The sequence below is a fragment of the Chryseobacterium indologenes genome, from assembly GCF_002025665.1.
Taxonomy (GTDB): Bacteria; Bacteroidota; Bacteroidia; order Flavobacteriales; family Weeksellaceae; genus Chryseobacterium; species Chryseobacterium metallicongregator.
This window is the reverse complement of sequence record NZ_CP018786.1, coordinates 2,155,571-2,173,593: the sequence shown is the minus strand read 5'-3', so window position 1 is coordinate 2,173,593 and position 18,023 is coordinate 2,155,571. Positions and strand designations below refer to the sequence as shown.

Sequence of the window (18,023 nt, the reverse complement as noted above, 5' to 3'; positions counted from 1 at the left end):
CAAAATTTCTGTCGAAACTATACTCCAATATGCATGAACTTACTGCGATAGTTGGCAGGAGATATTTCCGTACTTTTTTTAAAGAAATGGCTGAACTGTTCTGATGTACCGAAATGAAGCTGATAAGCAATCTCTTTAACAGAATGGGAACTGAACTGAAGAAGTCTTTTGGCTTCCGCGATAATCTGCCCGTTGATGATTTCTTTGGCACTTTTATCAGAACAACGCTTACACAATTCACTCAACCTTCTTGGTGTAATATTCAACCTCTCTGAATAGTCATTCACAGCATGAAGGCTGTGATACTGACTACTCAATAATTCCATAAACTTGCGGTAAATGATATAATCCTGGCTGTCAAAAGTTTCTTCTCTTATCATTTTTACATTCGCCAGCTTGATCATTATAATTTTTAGGTAGGCAGCCAGAACATCCATCTGGTTGGTATAAGATTCCGTTTTATATTCCGTTAGTAAGCTTTTAAATAAGCTTAAAAATTCATCTGTTTCGGTTTGATCCGGGATCAGTTTTTGATTCGCAGCAGCATTATTAAACAAAACTGCCTTGCAATTGCTGGCACTGGAAGGGACTCTTTCCCAGAAACAGTCTCCGAAGGAAATATGATAACCACAGACTTCAGAATCATTTTCAAATCTGCAGATCTGACCTTTGGAGAGTAAAAAAATTTCATGATCTGCAATATCAAAAGAATGCTCATCAATCACCAGTACTCCTTTACCCTTTTCAATGATTACAATATGATGATAATTAAGTCTCACAAAATCCACTAAATACGGTAGATCATCTTCCAATCGTTTTACAGAAAAAGAATGGTCAATAACAGATTCTGATACAATTCCTGAGACTGGTTTCATAAAAGGAAATTTTTAATAAAGATAAAAAGTATTTTAAAATGTAAGATTAGACAAAGACCATGAACCAGAACATGCCAAAAAACGCTTAAAAGATGTCAAAAATCCCTTAAAAAGAAATTGATTATGATTTCCTGAAGACTTTCATCTGACCCGCCATAATCGCCAGCAAAATTCCAAAGCAGGCAAAAAGACTGTATGAATACCTAAGATCAAAACTTTCTGCAATATATCCGATAAGAGGTGGCCCCATCAGAAATCCTAAAAATGATATGCTGGAAACAAATGATAAAGCAATACTCGGAGCCACCGTACTCACCTTTCCTACTGTACTGTAAACGGAAGGCACACTCAGGGAACTTCCAAGGCCAATGATCATAAAAGCAATAATGCAGATCCATAGCTCCGGAAAGAAAACACTTAGAAAAAGTCCGCTGCTCATCAATATGCCGCAACATTGCAGAACGATCTTTTTTCCATATTTTTCAATGATTTTATTCCCGATAAAACGACCTAAAGTCATCATTAAGATAAAACTTGTATATCCTAGAATAACAAGGTTTTCAGGTGCTTTAACTATAGTCTGAAAATAAACCCCGCTCCAGTCGAACATAGCTCCTTCAATCGCCATACTCAGAAAGCCTATCATTCCCAAACCAACTAGTGTAGGATTCACTGCTTTAAAAATTGACCTGGTTTGAGGTTCCGCTTTATGGATAATATTGGTCAGATTTTTTGTACTGTAAAACCAAAGTATACCGACCAGAATGAAAATAATAACAAAATGATAAAAAGTTCCCACATGGAGATTAATCATCAACAAACCTATGACTGCCCCTGTAAGACCGGCAAAACACCAGGCACCGTGATATGAAGAAAGAAGTGTTCTTTTCGTGATAGATTCTATTTCTATAGCCTGAGTATTAATGGCAATATTGCACATGTTTCCGGAAACTCCAAAAAAGAAAAGTACAGCACCTAATGTCCAGTATGAAGGTGATAAACCAATTAATAACAAGAAAAAAGGATACAGCATAAAGCATCTTTTAATAATTCCGCTGCTTCCGTAGATACTGATGAGTTTTCCAGCCAAAACCATTGTTGAAAGCTGTCCTATCGGCATAAGAAGCAAAAGTGTTCCCAATTGTGCTTCATTAATGGAAAGCGCTGTTTTAATGATAGGAATACGGCTCGCCCAGGAAGAAAAAACAAGCCCATGGGCAAAGAAAAGTAAAAAACAGGCTGTTGGCATTTTGGCATTAAAAGATTCTCTCTCGTTCATTATAACAGGGTGATAAAAATTCCTTTTGCAAATTTAGACACCCAACTCCATTAAAATCTAGTTCATTTTTGTCATTTTTATGTTCCATTTTAACCAATAACAGAAATTCAGACCTTATCATGGTAGAAAATCACTTTATTTTTTGAAAACAGATATTCATTTTTTTTTATTTTCGATCTATAAAAATGAACCATGAAAGAAAAATGGATTGCCTATCCGACTATTTTGAAAGGAGAAACAATTGAATTAATTCCTCTTGAAAAACAGCATTTTGAAGAATTATATACTGCTGCTTCAGATAAAGAACTCTGGGAACTAATTCCTACAGACTGCTCAGACGAAACAGTGTTTTATAGAACCTATGAATTTGCCTTATCAGAAAGAGAAGCTGGAAATCAGTACCCATTTGTTATACGCCATAAAGAAACCGGAAAGCTGATTGGTTCCACACGCTTTTTTGAAATTTACCCTGCAGACCGGAAACTGGAAATCGGATGGACCTGGGTCACCAAAGAATTCTGGGGAACAACCATCAACCTTGAATGCAAACTCCTGCTCCTCACCTTTTGCTTTGACGTACTGAAAACCAACAGAGTACAATTAAAAACAAAAGATAATAACCTCAGATCAAGAAAAGCCATCGAAAAAATTGGTGGTGTATTTGAAGGTATTTTACGTAAAGACAAAGTTCTCAGCGATGGTAGTACAAGAAATGCAGCTTATTACAGTATTTTGGATGATGAATGGACCACTGCAAAATGTAAAATTGAAGCTTTAATCAAAGAAAAGCAACGTGTTGGCTAAAAAGCATACAATAAAAAACACCTGATATTTGAACCAAGTGTTTTTAATTTATTTAGTTAAAAGACTGTCTGTAGCTCAACGGTGTTTTATCGGTTTTCTTTTTAAACAGTTTGTTGAAGGACTGCGGATGTTCAAATCCAAGAGCATACGCTACTTCAGATACAGAAAAACCTGTGGTAGTAAGATATTCTTTCGCCTTCTCAATCAGTTTTTCATGAATATGCTGCTGAGCATTCAATCCTGTAAGATTACGAAGCATATCACTCAGATAATGAGGTGACAAATTGAGTGTAGAGGCCAGAAATTCTACTGTAGGAAGTCCTTTATTTAATGTTTCCTGCTGATTGAAATAGTTTTCCAGCACAACATCCATTTTGGTCAATAAATCATTATTAACCGCCTTTCTGGTGATAAACTGTCTTTTATAAAAACGGTTGCTGTAATTGAGAAGAACATCCATATAAGAAACAATAACGTCCTGACTTACTTCATCAATAGCGGTATTCAGTTCATTTCCAATATTGTCAAGTAACCCTGTAATGATTGTCTTTTCCTGATCAGACAAGTGCAGTGCTTCATTCGTATCATAAGAAAAGAAACCAAAGTTTTTGATATTCTTTGCCAAAGGATAACTTCTGATAAAATCCGGATGTACCATCAAGGTGTATCCACAATATTCCGCATTCTCATCAGTAGAAAGAACCTGTCCGGGAGCCGTGAACATCATTCCTCCCTCATTAAAATCATAATATCCCTGTCCATAGCCCATTTTTCCGTTGGTAGAATATTTATAAGAGATTTTATAAAAATTCAGGATAAAACTTCGCTTCAGCATATCCTTTTTGATACTCATCTTTGTATTATCAACAAGGCTTACCAAGGGATGAAGGGGTTTTGGGAGCTGCAGCATGCTGTGCAGTTCTGATATGGATGAAATTTTCAAAGGAGCATTATCTTTCTTTTCCATGATATAAAATTATAAATTATTTGGTGGAAAAGGCAGCATAAAGAAGATTTACTTTATGCTACCTTAAAAAAAATCCGGATTAAAGAAACTGTTTTCCTAACTGGTCTCTGAATATTTCATCACCCAATTCAAGACGCTGAGCATACAAAGCTTTAGCATCTTCTCCGGCTACATATCTCAGATTTCTTTTGCCATCAGTAGCTGCTTCATACACTACTTCTGCAATTTGTTCAGGAGTAGAAGCCACTTCCATCATTCCTCCCATTTTGGAAAACAAGGAATCTATCATTTCTTCATAGGCAGGACTTGAAGCGGAATCTAAAGAACGACTTACAAAGTCAGTCTTAATTCCTCCGGGAGAAACGGTTTTAATATCAATTCCAAACTGATTCAGCTCAAAAGCCATACTTTCGCTCCAGCCTTCCAACGCCCATTTTGTAGCATGGTAAATAGAATTTAAAGGGAAAGCTATCAAGCCACCAATGGAAGTAGTAGAAATAAACATTCCGTTGTTTTTCTCTCTGAAATATGGGATGAAGGCCTGCGTTACGCGAATAACTCCTAATAAATTGGTGTTTAACTGTCTTGCAATCTGGTCGTCCGATAATGCTTCCAGAGGCCCCATAAGACCATACCCTGCATTATTAAAAACCAGATCTACATCAGTGAGTTCCAAGGTTTGTTTCACTGTAGACTGTATTTGGTCGAAGTTGGTTACATCAAGAGGAAGTACAGTTACGTTTTCCAAAGTGGCAAGATCAGCTGCTGCTTCAGGATTTCTCATCGTTGCGATTACTTTCCATCCTTTGTTTTGAAATAATTGGGCAGTTGCTTTTCCTAATCCTGTAGAAGCACCTGTTATAAAAATTGTTTTCATTTTTCTTGGTTTAAAATTACAGGACAAAGTTCAGCATTAGAAGAAACGCAGGAGTTGCCAAAATGGGGTAAGCTGTAGCCAAAACGGATTCTTCAATACATTTGTTTTTTGTAAGTTTGTCCCCATCTATTTTTATGGCAGAATATATTCTTGACAACATCAATATCAGTACACTTTCCGTGTATGACCTGCTGAAACATACCTCAGACAGCGCATTTATCGGGATCAGGGATTTTCGTGAAATCTATCCGGTGGCTATTGAAAACAATACAGGAATATTTACAAAACAATCTTCTTCATTACAGGATTTTCCAGTGATTACTATCAGTAAAATAGGCAACTCCTTACTTTGTTCCTGTACCTGTGACCACGAGAAAAACCAGCTTTGTGCTCATCAGGCAGAGATTATTCACTGCATTATTGAAGATAAAAATTATCGATTGTTTTTTGATGAAACGCTACGCAAGAAAATATTTCTCCCTAAAGCTAGAGGATATGGTCTGGAAAACGAGCCGGATCTGGATCAGTATTTTGAACTGGAATACAAAGATGGCCAAATTGGGATATTGCCCAAGATCAAGGAAATGCTTCCTGTAGATGATGTAATGCTGGCAAGAGATCTACTTCCTCAGCATCTTTCTAAACTGGATGAACTGGCAGTATTGGAATCGGGTAAAAAGCAAATATTGGTTATCGGTAAACACCGTTATTACAATCATATGACCTTCTCTCTGATGGAGGCAGAGGTGACGCAGACAGGAAAAATCAAAAATCCGGTCACTCCAATAGATGCCATGCAGCTGATATGGAAAGCAGAGAAACCGGCAGACATTAAATTTTACACTGCTATCACTTCTTTTCAGAATAATTATAATGAAGATTACAATCCGTCAGAACTGGAAGCTTTAAAGCTCATTGTACAGAATCCTCTGGAGCTGGAAGTCTATTATCATGACCGGGAAATCGCAGAAACCGTTTCCGCAAAGTCACTTTCTCATATTGAATTAAATACTTTAGATGCAGAGATTCAACTATCTGTTTTTAAGAAAGATCCGTTTTTTGAAATCAGCGGAGAATTACTGTTTAACGATATTGCTCTCCCATTTAAAAATATTGTTCTAAGAAATGAATATTTTGTCTATAACCGTAACGTTTTCAGCTTCGTAGATGATCCGGACATGCTTAAAATCATCAGGTTCTTTAAGGCTAATAATGAAATTTTACTGGTTCATTCTTCGAAATATGAAGCGTTTATGCACAACACCCTTTCCTCTATAGAAGAGCGTATTCATATTAATTACAGCTACATACAGCCTGCAACAGAAGTACAGCTTGAAGATAAAAATTATCAGACTGAAAAAGTCATTTATCTCCGTCAGCAGGAAAATTATATCGGAATTACTCCCGTTATGAAATATGGTGATGTAGAAGTTCCGGTGTATTCCAGAAAGCAGATTTTTGATACCGACCAGAATGGAAATCCTTTTAAAATAGAAAGAAATGAATCAGCCGAAGCCCGCTTTACTTCATTGGTGATGCAACAGCATCCTGATTTTGAAGAACAGATCGATGGCTATCAGTATTTTTATCTTCACAGAGACAAGTTCCTGGATAACAACTGGTTTATTGAAGCGTTTGAGACCTGGAGAAATGAAGGAATCATCATACTTGGTTTTAACGAATTAAAAAACAACAAATTAAACCCTCATCGGGCTAAAATCAATATTCAAATCACCAGCGGACTGGATTGGTTTAATGCCAAATTAAAAGTGAGATTTGGGCCTAAAGAAGCTTCTTTAAAACAACTTCACCGTGCCATTCGGAACAAGAGTAAATTTGTCCAGCTGGATGATGGCAGCATGGGAATTCTCCCTGAAGAATGGATGGAAAAAATATCCGCTTATTTTCGGGCAGGAGAAATTGATGAAGAACTCTTAAAGATTCCGAAAATCAATTTTACGGAAGTTACCTCATTGTTTGAAAAAGAAGTCCTGAGTAAAGAGGTTCAGGAAGAACTTACTTCATATTCCACGAAATTTTCAAAAGTAAAAGACATTCCGGAAGTAGCTATTCCTGCTGAGCTAAATGCTGAACTGAGGGATTATCAGCATGATGGACTGAACTGGCTCAATTTTCTTGACGAGTTCAACTTCGGTGGATGTTTAGCGGACGATATGGGATTAGGAAAAACGATCCAGATCATTGCTTTTATTCTTTCACAGCGGGAAAAACGAGGCCATACCACCAATCTGATTGTGGTTCCTACTTCCCTTCTTTTCAACTGGCAGGAAGAGATGAGCAAATTTGCGCCTTCTATAAAAGTTCTGCTTCATTATGGTGCTGAACGGCCAAAAACAACGGCTCATATGCCTGATTATGAAGTAGTCCTTACCACCTATGGAATGCTTCTTTCAGACATTAAATTTTTGAAAAATTTTAATTTCAGTTATGTATTTCTTGATGAATCACAGGTGATTAAAAACCCTAATTCAGAAAGATACAAAGCAGCACGTCTGCTTCAGTCGAGAAACAGGATTGTACTGACCGGAACTCCTGTCGAAAACAGTACATTTGACCTTTACAGCCAACTTTCTTTTGCCTGTCCAGGATTGTTGGGAAGCAAACAGCATTTTAAAGATATTTATGCCATTCCTATTGATAAATTTGAGTACAGTAAACGTGCAGCGGAACTTCAGCAAAAGATAAAGCCATTTATCCTCAGAAGAACAAAGAAACAGGTTGCTAAAGAACTTCCGGATAAAACAGAAACAGTCATCTACTGTGAAATGAATACGGAACAGCGCAAGATCTATGATGCTTATGAAAAAGAACTTCGTGAGTTTATTGCAGCCAATGATGACGATGATCTGAACAAGAACAGTATGCATGTTCTTACAGGCCTTACGAGGCTCAGACAGATCTGTAATTCCCCTGTTCTGATGAAAGAGGGATACTCCGGTGAAAATGCTGTTAAAATCGAAATTTTGATGGAGCAAATCCTTGGGAAGTCAAAAGATCATAAAATCCTTGTTTTCTCACAGTTTGTAGGCATGCTTGATTTGATCAAAATTGAGTTGGAACGTCATAACATTCAGTTTGAATATTTAACGGGTCAAACGAAAGACAGAGGTGAAAAAGTAGCTCATTTTCAAAACAATGAAGATATCCGTGTATTTTTGATCAGCTTAAAGGCCGGAGGCGTTGGTCTCAATCTTACCCAGGCAGATTATATTTATCTTGTAGATCCATGGTGGAATCCTGCAGCAGAAAACCAGGCTATTGACCGTAGTTACCGTATAGGACAGACCAAAAATGTAATTGCTGTACGGATGATCTGCTCCAATACTGTGGAAGAAAAAATTCTTACGCTTCAGAAAAAGAAAAAACAATTGGCCCAGAATCTGTTGACCACCGATGGAAAGAAACTTCAGGGACTTTCTAAGCAGGATTTGATGGATTTACTGGGATCTGGTTCATAATATTGAACTTAAAACCTGACAAATAAAAAACCGACAGGTAAAGGACCTGTCGATTAAAAAACAAAAATTGATATGGATATGATTTAGATATGATGTGTCTATTTTTTAATAATCTTTTCTGTGACTGTTTTCTGATTTTTTGTCTGAATTTTAATCAAATAAATTCCTGGAACAAAACTGTCCATAGAAACCGTCATCGAGTTACCTTCCAGCATCTTTTGTCCGGACATATTGTAAATCTGGTATTTCTCCAATCCTTCCTTCATCTTAATTGTTACAGAATTTGCGGTAGGATTTGGATATATTTTCACTTGGGCTGATGCCTCTTTAGAAACTTCAATGGTTGAAAGACTCTCAGGCTGAATATTTAAAGTATAATCCTCTGCCTGACCGATAAACCAACCTGAAGGACAAGGAAGATTCTTTAAAGCTCCCATCCATGAATTGGATTCGTATGCTTTTACCAGTCTGAAACGCGTTTCTCCCAACTGCGCTCCTGCCGGAATGGCGATATTACCTGTTGTAACTCCAGACTCATGACCGGAAACCGGATTGGAATTATCCAGATAGCCCAGATTAAATTGCTCATCAGCATCAAACTGATTATTATGATTAAAATCAATATAAGCATAAGCTGATACGGTAGTCTGGCCATGTGTACCTCCTGTAACTGTTATTGGATAGGTATTTCCACGGTTCACATTGAAAACTGTTGCTGTGAAATTTTCAAGAACATCAGAATTCCCGTCGAGCGCACTGTTTCTAACAACTCCGGCAAATTCTACTGTACTGATCTCACTAACTGTTAAGCTTGTAATATTTTCAGTTCCACAATAAGGAGCAGGGAAACTGACTGTATTTCCTATGATATTAACCGTATAATCTTCCGTCTGCCCTGCTCTTAAGCTGCTGTCACAAGCTGAACTTATAGAATTAGCTGCTGCCGGATTTGAATAAGCCTGAACATTGGTATTTTTAAGAACCCTCATTCTTGTACTTCCGTTGGCTGCAGTGGCAGGAATCGTTATTGTATTGTTGATGGTAAACGCATTCGCAGGATTGGCTGCTTCAAGTCTTCCAATATAGAAACTTTCTCCGGCATCATCAAAATTACCATTCTGGTTAAAGTCTATAAAAACGACTACATCGCTCGGAAATGTACTGGAAGGACCTTTCACGGATATTGGGTAAGAGCTTCCTGACTGCAAATCTGTAGAGATTGCCGTAAAGTTCTCATAAATTTGTGCATTTGAGGACTGAACGGGTGATGAATTATTAATCATTCCGAAAGTCACATTACTGATCATATTGCTGTCAGCTCCATACTGAAAGGTTGGCATACAATATTGCAGCTGCGCATTCATCAGCGAGGCAAGTACAATACCAGAAAGAGTAGTTATTTTTTTCATTTTCTTCGTTAAATTTCTTGGCACAAATTTATATTTATTTAGAATGAATAAAAATAACAACGTAATGATATTTGTCAGTTTAGTAAAAATAACCTATCGGTGTTCTATCTATATACATTTAATAACTTGATTTACCAATGGATAATCAATCTGTTATCCATCCGAAAAGATCTTTCTCAATTTTACTTCAAGAAAGATCTTTTTAATAGCAAGGATAAAAATTTATGATATTTTACTGCTTTAGTCTATATTTTCAATAAGAACCGCGGAAGCTCCTCCTCCACCATTACAGATGGCAGCAATCCCATATCTTCCTTTTTCCTGACGTAAAACATTTACTAAAGTAGTCATAATTCTTGCTCCTGAAGCACCGATCGGATGCCCCAATGCCACTGCTCCTCCATAAACATTTACTTTACTGATATCATAATCCAGAATTTTTTGATTGGATAAAATGACTGATGAATAGGCTTCATTAATCTCGAAAAAGTCGATATCAGAGAGACTAAGACCGGTTTGTTTCAACAGTTTCTGAATAGCAATGGAAGGTGAAGTGGTAAACCATTCCGGTGCCTGTGCGGCATCTGCATAGGCAATTATTCTTGCTAATGGTTTCAGATGATATCGTTCTAAAGCTTCAGAAGATGCTAAAATGATAGCTGCTGCACCATCATTCAGATTGCTTGAATTGGCTGCTGTAAGTGTTCCGTCTGCTTCAAATGCTGGTTTCAACAAAGAAATTTTCTCTGGGATCAGTTTATCAATATCTTCGTCTTTATCAACGATTGTAGTTCCTTTTTTGCCTTCAATCGATATTGGGATCAATTCATTTGCGAACTTGCCATTTTTAGCCGCTTCCTGAGCTCTATGATAGGAAAACAACGCATACTCATCAAGCTCATGTCTGGTGAGTTCATATTTCTTAACGCCCAGTTCGGCTGCACTTCCCATGTGAAAATCATTGTAGACGTCCCACAGCCCATCTTTAATCAATCCGTCAGTAAGATTAGTATCTCCCAGCTTTGTTCCCTGTCGGATTTTGATATAATGCGGAACATTGCTCATACTTTCCATTCCTCCTGTCATAACAATATGATCCAGTCCAAGCTGAATCTGCTGAGCTCCAATCATCGATGATTTCATTCCGGAAGCACAGACTTTATTAATCGTGGCAGCATCTTTATCAACGGGAATTTCAGCAAAAATTGCAGCTTGCCTGGCGGGCGACTGTCCCAATCCGGCACTTAGTACATTTCCCAAATACACACTATCAATGTGCTCAGGAGAAAGTCCAATACTTTCATAAGCATTCTGAATGGCCAAGGCACCTAGTTGAGGCGCAGTAAATCCGGACAGGCTTCCCATAAAACCACCTATCGGGGTTCGTTTTGCTGCTACTATAAATACTTCTTTCATAGATTTTATTTTTTATAATATACCGATCAGTATATTTTTAATTAAAAAAATCCCTTTTATTTTTGATTAGGGAATTACAACAAAGATAACCAAAATATACTAATCGGTATATTTATAAATAAGAAAAAATCTTACTTTTTTGTAAGACTTTATTATTTATGCTCTGCTTAGCTGATCTAATTTTTTCAACAGCGTAGGCATTCTGTAATCTCCATGCATCTGCTCTACTTTAAATTGAATATCATCCACATCTATTCCTCTGGAAGTTACAAAAAGAGGTGTTTTACTTTCTCCACGGAAAACACTTCTTCGCTGGGAATCCGGCGTTGTAAATTCATTTTTTGCAATCCCAACAATAGGATACTTTTCTTCCAATTCTTCGTAAAGGTGTCCACCCAGACCAATTTTTCCATCATTATCCAAAGTGACATATCCATCGACAATGATAATGTCCTCCGCTCTTAATGTTATTTTCTTCAACAGACTTAAAATACAGGGTAATTCTCTTTTGTAAAAGGCTCCGCTTTCATATTCTGAACTCACAGGAGTCTGTTCTATGAAAGTTTCCACTTCTTTTTCAGAAGTCCAGTCTTCAAATGCAATACACACTGTATTGGCATAATCCTCATAATAGTAGGTGTCGAATGCGTAAATCATATTTTTCTCTTCCTTAAAAAAACTCACCAAAATGCCACAATATCCCTGACGGATCGTGAACAAAACATTCTTTTCCCCAATCCATTGTTCTTACAGGAGTCAATTTTACATGTTGATATTTGTCTGTAAGTCCTAAAGACAGCAGTTCGTTCCAGAATTCATCGGTATTGGCAACTTCCATAAAAATCATGGTATTGTCCACCCAGTCTTTTGCGTAATAATCCTGAAGATAAAAACTAATTTCTTCACGTATAAAAAGTGATAATTTTGGCTCCAGGATCACTTCTTCAAAACCCAGATCTTTATAAAAATTTCTGCTGATCTCAAAGTTTTGTGCTCCGATAAAAGGTCTGATGGATTTTAGTTTTAGGGTCATCGTATTTTTATTTTTCCAGTTTTCAAAAGTCATTTCAAACCTCATTTCTCCGTTTCCGTGAGTTCCGGCTTCCTTCCATCCAGATTTCCTGTAGAAGATTTCAGCCCTTGTTTCAGGTGAAGTACCCAGCCATACGAAATCTTTATTTTGCTCAAAATACCAGTCCAGCATAATATCATGGAGTTTTCTGCCGATTCCGTGATTTTCAAAATCTGGATGTACAAAAAGTGCCCAGATATTGTTTTCTTTCAGATCTGCAATGGAAAACCCAACAACCTGATCTTCTACTTCACAAACCCAGCCTTTTCCTCTTTGAAACAGAAACTCTTCACAATCTTTATCGGTAACCAATCCAGGATCTGACAGCGTGTTTTCTTTCACAGCATTTCTTACCTTCTGAATCTGTGGAATGTCTTCTGGCTTTGCTTCTCGGATTATGTTTTTCATGTTGATGGTTTGTTGATAAACGCAAAGGCGTAAAATATTTTATGATGAAATTTTTAAGGCGCAGGATTTTATCTACGATAAAATTGATTATGTTCAAAGCGCTGTAAATAAAAGATACTTTATGCCTTTGGGCTTAACAATGTATTTCAGTGTGCTCTAAAATTAATAATTATTTTCTGTCAACGACAATTCTTTCTTCTCTGTTGGCAATATCCCAGGCTGTAGTAAAAATAAGCTGGGTTCTTTTCTCCAACAACTGATAATCAATCTTTTCAGGATCATCTCCCGGTTTGTGATAATCTTCATGAATACCATCAAAGAAAAATGCTACAGGAATATTATGCTTGGCAAAATTATAATGATCTGAACGGTAATACAGTTGTTCAGGATCATTCAAATCATCGTATTTGTAATTCAATTCCAGGTTGTTGGTTCTTTTGTTAGCTGCTTCATTAATGACTTTAAGCTGAGAACTTAACATTTCAGAGCCAATCACATACACATATTGCTTTCCTCTGTTGGCAGGATCGTCACGTCCGATCATATCAATATTAAGGTCAACCACCGTATTCGCTAATGGGAAAACAGGATTTTCGGAATAATATTCTGAACCAAACAGCCCGTGTTCCTCTCCTGTAACATGTAGAAACAGAATGGATCTTTTAGGTCCTTTACCTGCTTTTTTAGCCTGTTGGAATGCCTTAGCAATTTCCATTACAGCTACAGTTCCACTACCGTCATCGTCTGCTCCATTGTATACTACTCCATTTTTTGTTCCTACGTGATCATAATGTGCAGAAACTACTACAATCTCGTCCGGTTTTTCACTTCCTTCAATAAAAGCTAAAATATTTTCAGAATCCGGAAGGTTCCCTCCTCCTCTTTTCTTCATGAATTCGGACGGTACTTTCTGATAGTAAGAACCTAATGCTTTTGGCGCTGCAATACCCAGATTTTTATAGTAATTAATCATATACTCACCCGCCTTTTTCTGTCCTTTGCTTCCGGTGTCACGCCCTTCCATATCGTCTGCTGCAATGACGTACAGGTTTTTCTTTAAATCCTCTGCATTAATCTCTTTATAGGCATTGTTAAATGCTTTGTTATGTTTTGTTGAAACAGGATGTGAAGCATTCCCGTCAGATATTTTTGCCGTTCCACAACTGGTTACTACAGCCACTGCTATTAACGGAATAAGTATTTTTCTCATAGAAGATAAATTTCTTAAAAATAACAATTTTTATTGAATCCCAGCATCAATAATCACGAGGACAAAATAATATGCAGTTCATTATAAATAGAACAACACATAGACTTTAAGTATAATTTTGATATTAAAATTTTATTATATTTGAATAAAATACAAAATAGGTGGATAAAATTTACGGATTTACTCATTATTCCTTTTTTACGGAGATGTCCAAGCTGGCCAACAGACATGGAAGTTTTGATCTTTCTTTAGGGCTCCCCGATTTTGATATTGATGAACGCCTTACGGAATTTTTAAAAGAAGCTGCTCAAAAAAGCACTTATCATTATGAACCTCTTGCGGGCAACCCTCTGCTGATTGAAAGTATTATTCGTTTCAACACAAAACGGGCTCACAGCATATCAGTCACGAGTAAGGAAGTTACTATTGTTCCCTGCGCAACCTTTGCTTTATATACTTCCCTGAAATCAATTCTGAATCAAGGTGATGAAGTCATCATTATCCAGCCATCTTACTATACCTATGGGCCGGCTGTTGTTATGAATGGCGGAATTCCTGTTTACTATGATCTTGATGGTGATTTTACCATCGATTGGAATCTGTTTAAAGATTGTATTACTGAAAAGACAAAAGCAGTCATTGTCAACTCTCCACAGAATCCCACCGGAAAAGTATGGAAAAAGGAAGATTGGAACCAGCTGTATGAAATGATTAAAGACCACGACATTTTTTTGATTTCAGAAGAAATATATGATACTTATTGTTATGATGAAACTGAACATTACAGTTCTTTCATCCATCCGGGGCTTAGGGAAAAGACTTTCTGTATTTTTTCTTTTGGTAAAATGTTTCATACTTCCGGATGGAAAGTGAGTTATATGCTCTCTTCAGAAGCTTTAACAGCAAGATTCCAGTGTCATCAGCAGTATATTTCTTATAGCGCGAATGCTCCTGCACAATATGCTATCGCAAAATATCTCGATGTATTTGATCCGGATATTAATAAAAAACTCATGCAGACGAAAAGAAATATTTTTAATGAAATGATACAGGAAACTCCTTTTCAGATTGAACAAAAATCGGAAGGAAGTGTTTTTCAGGTGGTTAATTTCAGGAATATCTCTAAAAGTATGACGGATGTGGAATTTTCGAAGTGGCTTACCATTGAGAAGAAGGTTTCCTGTCTTCCACTTTCTGCTTTCTATAATTCAAGACAGAATTCTGATTATATCAGGTTTAGTTTTGCAAAAAAAGATGAGCTGATTATTCAGGCGCTGGAGCATTTGAAAAGGAATCTTTGATGTTTCTGCAGTTGTTTTTCCCGCAAATCGCGCAGATTTTCATTGATAATTTTGAATATTTTATTTGTGTAAGTTTTATTTTTAAGAGTAATCAATAAAAAAAGCACCGCCATAGCGATGCTTTTTCTATTTTTTCAGTGAATTTAAAGAGCCAGTACTCTTACATCAATTCTTCTGTTTTTTGCTTTGCATTCATCAGTATCATTAGCTTCGCATACCGGATGTTGAGATCCATATCCTTCTGCTTCTATTCTGTCTCCAGAAATACCTAGCTCAAGCAATTTAAGTTTGGCAGTCTGTGCTCTCAGATTAGATAACTTAAGGTTACTATCTTCATTACCGCTGTTGTCTGTATATCCACCTAGTTTTATTTTCAGATCCGGATAAGCATTTAAGATTTCTGACAAAGTATTCAGTTGAAGTACGGATTCTGCTTTCAGATCACTTGAACCTGTTTCAAAATAAAGGTTTTCAATGGTATACCACTTATTTGGATCTAATGCAGATTTATCTTTTTGTTTTACCACATTATAAAGTTGGTAAAGCTGGCTTCCGTCACCAATAGCAATCGTTTTTCCTCCGTCCAGTTTTATTTTCTGAATATTTCCTGTTTCATATACAAAGTCTCCGTTTTCATTAAGGTGTCCTTTAATTTCTCCCGGAATAAACGTAATTATTTTAGAATCTCCATTTACAGTTACTGCACTACTGGAAATTCCTGTAAGACTTTCAATTTTTGCTTTTCTGTTCGCCTCAATTTTATCTTTATGTAAAACAGCCAAAGTAGGTGCAATCACCAAAGAAACGATTGACATTAATTTAATCAGGATGTTCATCGAAGGTCCTGATGTATCTTTAAAAGGATCTCCCACCGTATCACCTGTTACAGATGCTTTGTGCGGTTCTGAACCTTTATAATAGGTCTGTCCATTGATATCAACTCCTTTTTCAAAGGATTTCTTTGCATTGTCCCAAGCTCCTCCTGCGTTGTTCTGAAACATTCCCATTAAAACACCACATACGGTTGCACCAGCCAAAAATCCTCCTAATACTTCAGGTCCAAAAATAAATCCGATTAATAAAGGAGAGACAATGGCAATAGCACCAGGCAGCATCATTTTTCTGATGGATGCATCTGTAGAAATGGCTACACATTTTTCATATTCCGGTTGTGCTTTACCTTCCAGAATTCCCGGAATTTCGCGGAACTGTCTTCTTACTTCTTCTACCATCGCCATTGCAGCCTGTCCCACTGCGGTAATGGCCAGTGATGAAAAGATAAACGGAATCATCCCACCTACAAAAAGTCCGGCAAGAACATCTGCTCTGTAAATATCGATCCCATCAATTCCTGCAATCCCTACAAAAGCAGCAAATAAAGCCAATGCCGTTAAAGCAGCTGAAGCAATGGCAAATCCTTTTCCGGTAGCTGCAGTTGTATTTCCTACAGCATCCAGAATATCTGTTTTTTCACGTACTTCTTTGGGAAGTTCACTCATTTCAGCGATACCTCCGGCATTATCTGCAATAGGTCCGAAAGCATCGATAGCAAGCTGCATTGCTGTAGTGGCCATCATTCCGGCAGCTGCAATAGCTACACCATAAAGTCCGGCACACAGATAAGAACCATAAATTCCTCCCGCTAGTACAATAATTGGAAGTAAGGTAGATTCCATCCCAACGGAAAGTCCACCGATAATATTGGTTGCATGGCCTGTAGAAGACTGTCTCACAATACTGGAAACCGGTCTTTTCCCCATAGCAGTGTAATATTCTGTAATAATACTCATTAAAGTTCCTACCACTAATCCTACCATTATCGCTCCGAATACTCCCATCTTCGTAAACTCATGTCCTCTCAGAACCATTTTTTCAGGAAGGATATAAGTTACCAGGAAATAGGAAGCGATGGCAGTAATTACGATACTTCCCCAGTTTCCAAGATTCAATGCATTCTGTACGCTGGAAGTGGATGAACCTTCATTATCATTAATTTTCACAAATAAAGTTCCGATCATTGAAAATATAATTCCTGTTCCTGCAATCAGCATGGGTAAAAGAATCGGGGCAAAACCTCCGAACGCATCATCAGAAACAGTTTCTCTGCCTAATACCATGGTGGCCAGAACTGTCGCTACATAAGAACCAAAAAGGTCGGCTCCCATTCCCGCAACATCACCTACGTTATCTCCTACATTATCTGCAATTGTTGCAGGATTTCGGGGATCATCTTCAGGAATTCCGGCTTCTACTTTTCCTACAAGGTCCGCTCCTACGTCTGCAGCTTTTGTATAAATACCGCCTCCTACTCTTGCAAAAAGCGCAATAGATTCAGCGCCCAGAGAAAATCCGGTAAGAATTTCGATGGTTTTCTCCATTTCATGAGAATCTACTGTAGCTTCGGGGGCAAAAATCTGTTTAATAATAAGAAATAAAGCTCCTAAACCTAAGACAGCAAGCCCGGCAACTCCCATTCCCATCACTGAGCCTCCTGTAAAAGATACTTTAAGGGCTTTTGACAGTGAAGTTCTTGCTGCTTCCGCCGTTCTGACATTAGCTTTGGTCGCAATTTTCATCCCGATAAAGCCTGCACATGCTGAAAAGATGGCACCTACTGCAAAGGCGATACCGATACTCCAGTGTGAATTGGCATTCGTTGATCCCATCACTGCTAATAGAATGGCGACAACTACAACAAAGTAGGTTAAGATTTTGTATTCAGCCTTTAGAAAAGCCATTGCACCGTCTGCAATGTGGCCGCTGATTATTTTCATTTTTTCATTTCCCGCATTCTGTTTGTTTACCCAGTTGCTCTGAAGAAATGTATAAAGCAAAGCTATGACACCAAAAATTGGCACTAACACAAATAGATCCATAGTTTATTATTTTATATTAAAAAATTGAGATTAGTCTTATAAATATAATG

Annotated in this window: 13 protein-coding genes; 3 read left to right on the top strand and 10 right to left on the bottom strand. The window is 37.3% G+C overall.

Annotation, left to right across the window (positions count from 1 at the left end):
• Positions 1-17 precede the first annotated feature (17 nt).
• Positions 18-875, bottom strand: a complete 858-nt coding sequence (locus BUE84_RS09820) for a helix-turn-helix domain-containing protein (RefSeq protein WP_079241470.1) — start codon at positions 873-875, stop codon at positions 18-20.
• A gap of 121 nt (positions 876-996) precedes the next feature.
• On the bottom strand, positions 997-2,154 hold the full coding sequence (locus tag BUE84_RS09815) for an MFS transporter (RefSeq protein ID WP_079241469.1): 1,158 nt from the start codon (positions 2,152-2,154) through the stop codon (positions 997-999).
• 192 nt (positions 2,155-2,346) lie between these two features.
• Here BUE84_RS09815 and BUE84_RS09810 point away from each other — a divergent pair, with 192 nt between their 5' ends.
• Positions 2,347-2,958, top strand: a complete 612-nt coding sequence (locus BUE84_RS09810) for a GNAT family N-acetyltransferase (protein WP_079241468.1) — start codon at positions 2,347-2,349, stop codon at positions 2,956-2,958.
• A 52-nt stretch (positions 2,959-3,010) separates the two neighbouring features.
• Here BUE84_RS09810 and BUE84_RS09805 read toward each other — a convergent pair whose 3' ends face one another.
• Together BUE84_RS09805 and BUE84_RS09800 are read right to left on the bottom strand one after the other, a co-directional pair.
• Positions 3,011-3,925, bottom strand: a complete 915-nt coding sequence (locus tag BUE84_RS09805; protein WP_079241467.1) for a helix-turn-helix domain-containing protein — start codon at positions 3,923-3,925, stop codon at positions 3,011-3,013.
• Positions 3,926-4,004: 79 nt separating this feature from the next.
• Positions 4,005-4,802 carry an SDR family oxidoreductase gene (locus tag BUE84_RS09800; protein WP_079241466.1) on the bottom strand — a complete coding sequence of 266 codons (798 nt, stop codon included), beginning with the start codon at positions 4,800-4,802 and terminating at the stop codon, positions 4,005-4,007.
• A gap of 134 nt (positions 4,803-4,936) precedes the next feature.
• Between BUE84_RS09800 and BUE84_RS09795 the strand changes: the two genes are divergently transcribed.
• Positions 4,937-8,281 carry a DEAD/DEAH box helicase gene (locus BUE84_RS09795; protein ID WP_079241465.1) on the top strand — a complete coding sequence of 1,115 codons (3,345 nt, stop codon included), beginning with the start codon at positions 4,937-4,939 and terminating at the stop codon, positions 8,279-8,281.
• 98 nt (positions 8,282-8,379) lie between these two features.
• Here BUE84_RS09795 and BUE84_RS09790 read toward each other — a convergent pair whose 3' ends face one another.
• The 5 genes from BUE84_RS09790 to BUE84_RS09765 all read right to left on the bottom strand — a co-directional run bounded on the left by BUE84_RS09790 (position 8,380) and on the right by BUE84_RS09765 (position 13,796).
• Positions 8,380-9,690, bottom strand: a complete 1,311-nt coding sequence (locus tag BUE84_RS09790; RefSeq protein WP_079241464.1) for a T9SS type A sorting domain-containing protein — start codon at positions 9,688-9,690, stop codon at positions 8,380-8,382.
• A gap of 240 nt (positions 9,691-9,930) precedes the next feature.
• The gene (locus tag BUE84_RS09785; RefSeq protein WP_079241463.1) at positions 9,931-11,106 is read right to left on the bottom strand and encodes an acetyl-CoA C-acyltransferase; all 1,176 of its coding nucleotides are present in this window, start codon (positions 11,104-11,106) and stop codon (positions 9,931-9,933) included.
• A 156-nt stretch (positions 11,107-11,262) separates the two neighbouring features.
• Positions 11,263-11,763, bottom strand: coding sequence for an endonuclease V (locus BUE84_RS09780; RefSeq protein ID WP_079243904.1), 501 nt, complete (start codon positions 11,761-11,763; stop codon positions 11,263-11,265).
• 13 nt (positions 11,764-11,776) lie between these two features.
• Positions 11,777-12,586 (bottom strand): GNAT family N-acetyltransferase, encoded by an 810-nt coding sequence (locus BUE84_RS25010; protein WP_317047298.1) that lies wholly within the window; start codon positions 12,584-12,586, stop codon positions 11,777-11,779.
• A 169-nt stretch (positions 12,587-12,755) separates the two neighbouring features.
• Complete coding sequence (locus BUE84_RS09765; protein WP_079241462.1) at positions 12,756-13,796, bottom strand: M28 family metallopeptidase; 1,041 nt, start codon at positions 13,794-13,796, stop codon at positions 12,756-12,758.
• A gap of 161 nt (positions 13,797-13,957) precedes the next feature.
• On the opposite strand from BUE84_RS09765, the gene BUE84_RS09760 reads away from it, so the two are divergent.
• Positions 13,958-15,097, top strand: a complete 1,140-nt coding sequence (locus BUE84_RS09760; RefSeq protein WP_079241461.1) for an aminotransferase class I/II-fold pyridoxal phosphate-dependent enzyme — start codon at positions 13,958-13,960, stop codon at positions 15,095-15,097.
• A gap of 143 nt (positions 15,098-15,240) precedes the next feature.
• On the opposite strand, the gene BUE84_RS09755 is transcribed toward BUE84_RS09760, so the two are convergent.
• Positions 15,241-17,973, bottom strand: a complete 2,733-nt coding sequence (locus BUE84_RS09755; protein ID WP_079241460.1) for a sodium-translocating pyrophosphatase — start codon at positions 17,971-17,973, stop codon at positions 15,241-15,243.
• Between the last annotated feature and the right edge of the window lie 50 nt (positions 17,974-18,023).